This is a genomic window from Paraburkholderia atlantica, assembly GCF_009362785.1.
GTDB lineage: Bacteria > Pseudomonadota > Gammaproteobacteria > Burkholderiales > Burkholderiaceae > Paraburkholderia > Paraburkholderia atlantica.
Window position 1 is genome coordinate 1 of record NZ_WHNQ01000156.1, and the last position, 2,234, is coordinate 2,234.

The 2,234-nt window shown below is 61.2% G+C and carries 3 protein-coding genes and 1 pseudogene; 1 reads left to right on the top strand and 3 read right to left on the bottom strand.

Features of this window, described 5'->3' with window-relative positions; all coding sequences use genetic code 11:
- The 3 genes from tnpC to tnpA form a co-directional block, all read right to left on the bottom strand.
- A partial coding sequence (gene tnpC / locus GCT19_RS41695; RefSeq protein WP_408582420.1) for an IS66 family transposase occupies positions 1-965 on the bottom strand: 965 nt, incomplete at its 3' end.
- Positions 966-1,156: 191 nt separating this feature from the next.
- Positions 1,157-1,390, bottom strand: coding sequence for an IS66 family insertion sequence element accessory protein TnpB (tnpB, locus tag GCT19_RS41700; protein ID WP_368042666.1), 234 nt, complete (start codon positions 1,388-1,390; stop codon positions 1,157-1,159).
- Positions 1,387-1,737, bottom strand: coding sequence for an IS66-like element accessory protein TnpA (tnpA, locus tag GCT19_RS41705; RefSeq protein WP_152855069.1), 351 nt, complete (start codon positions 1,735-1,737; stop codon positions 1,387-1,389). The genes tnpB and tnpA overlap by 4 nt, the downstream gene beginning before the upstream one ends.
- Before the next feature lie 89 nt (positions 1,738-1,826).
- Here tnpA and GCT19_RS41710 point away from each other — a divergent pair.
- Positions 1,827-1,934: pseudogene (locus GCT19_RS41710) on the top strand (transposase); the annotation flags it as partial.
- Positions 1,935-2,234 lie beyond the last annotated feature (300 nt).

Genomic DNA, 2,234 nt, shown 5'->3' on the forward strand with positions numbered 1-2,234 from the left:
CCGGTTTCGTAGATGGCCTGGTAGCCACCGTATGCATCGGCTTGCAGCGTGCCGTTGAATGATTCCAGATGCTGTCGCGGATGGATTCCCTTGCGATCCGGCGTATAGGCGAACCACACCGCCGGCGGCGTCATGTCGGCCGATGCACGGTCATCGCGCACGTACACCCACAGGCGACCAGTCCTGGTCTTGCCGTTACCCGGTGCAAGCACCGGAACCGGCGTGTCGTCGGCGTGCAGTTTCGTCGCCGACATCACGTGACGACGCAGCGTTTCAACGAGCGGCTGCAGCAGCGTCGCCGCGTGACCGACCCACTTCGCAAGCAGCGAGCGATCAAGCTCGACGCCTTCTCGCGCGTACATCACCGACTGCCGGTAAAGCGGTACATGGTCTGCGAATTTCGAGACCAGCACGTGTGCGAGCAGCCCTGGGCCGGCGAGACCGCGTTCGATGGGACGGCTCGGTGCAGGCGCCTGAGAGATGTGATCGCAACACACGCAGGCAAACTTCGGGCGCACCTGACGGATGATCCGGAAGCTGGCCGGTACGTACTCAAGTTGTTCGGCAATATCTTCGCCCAGCGGCTTCATCTCGCCACCGCACTCGGAGCACTTCCCGGCAGATTCGGGCAGGTGTGTTCGGAGCTCGCGCGGCAGATGTTCTGGCAGTGGCTTGCGCGGTGCCTGTTCCACGGCCGCGCGCGGCGTCTTCGGGATTTCGACGGGTGCCGCGCCTTCGTCGGTCTCAAGCTCTTCGAGACGCAGTTCGAGTTGCTCGATCTGACGATCCAGCTTCTCCGACTTGCGACCGAACTGCATACGGCGCAGCTTGGCAATGAGCAACTTCAGGTGTTCGATTTCCGCCGCGCGCGCAGCCAACGCGGCTTGTTGCGAATCGACCGTTTCCTGCAGTTTGAGTACTTGCGCGTCGCGCTCACGCAGTGCCGCTTCCTGGCTGAGCAGCATGGCCTTCAGTGTTTCGACATCGTCGGGAAGTGGGCTCGCGCGCGTCATGCAGGGAGTTTACGCGCCAGCATCGACGTTTACAACGCTGACGTCGGTTGTGCCGTTCTCGTCGGTTGCCTCCAGTCGATGCCTTCCAGCAGCATTGATAATTGCGCCGGGCTCAGGCAGATAACCCCACCGTCGGCTTGAGGCTATATGAAGCGCCCCTTCTCGAGCCGTTTCATCAGCAGGCACATGCCATCGCCGCTCCACCACAGCACCTTGAGCAGGTCGCCGCGCTTGCCACGAAACACGAAGACGTGTCCGCAGAAGGGATCTGGCTCAAGCACGGTCTGCACCTTGGCGGCGAGACGGTTGAATCCGGTACGCATGTCGGTCACACCGGCAGCCAGCCAGACGCGCGTCCCTGATGGCAGGCCAATCACGACGACGACCGCAACGTTGCCAGTACCGTCCGAAGTGCGCTCAGGTCAAGTGGTCCATCGAAGCGGACTCGCACGGCGCCACACTCGACGACGATACTCGACGTCAGTTGCGCCGGCACCGGCAAATGCACAGGAATGAATGTCTCAGAGGGCTGAGCTTGCGTATTCGATTGGGCGCGCTCATGAGCACGACGCCAGCGCGCGATCATGTTGGCGTTCAAACCGTGCTCCTGTGCTACGTCTGCGATCGAACGGGCCGGATCGTTTGATTGCGCTACGACCATCGCCCGGAATGCCTTCGAGTAGTTCTTGGATCCCAGTCGTCGGCCTACTGCCTTCGTTTCCATCGTTCTGATTCCCACTTGATCTGGTCGGAACTAGGTTGCCGATTGGGCGCACCTATGAACAGACGGTCGTGAAGCAACGCTTACCCTGCGAAGAAGCGTTGTACGACAGCGCGAGCCTGCGTCGCTTTGCAGGCATTGATCTGGGGTGCGACGCCGTGCCCGATGCGACGACGATGCTCAAATTCCGACGCCTGCTCGAGGTGCGTATTTCGGACGAACGTGACCGGCCGTTTCGGGATGGTGACCGGCGATTTCGGCAACGTGACCGGGCATTTCGGGAACGTGACCGAGCGGACCGGAAGGCAGGATTGGCGTTGCGCATGACATCAACTACGCAGGCTATGCTCGCCGGCTTTTGCCGGAGAGAGCATGCCCGCGCACCGGATGAACATGCGCATGATCAAGGACGTTTTACGACTTAAATTCGACGGCGGTTTCTCGCACGATCGGATCGCCGCGTCACTGGGCATATCCAAGGGCGTGGTCACGAAGTACAT

Coding starts and splice junctions, on each gene's coding strand:
- tnpA (WP_152855069.1), bottom strand. CDS start 1,737: ATGGAAACGAAGGCAGTAGGCCGACGACTGGGATCCAAGAACTACTCG.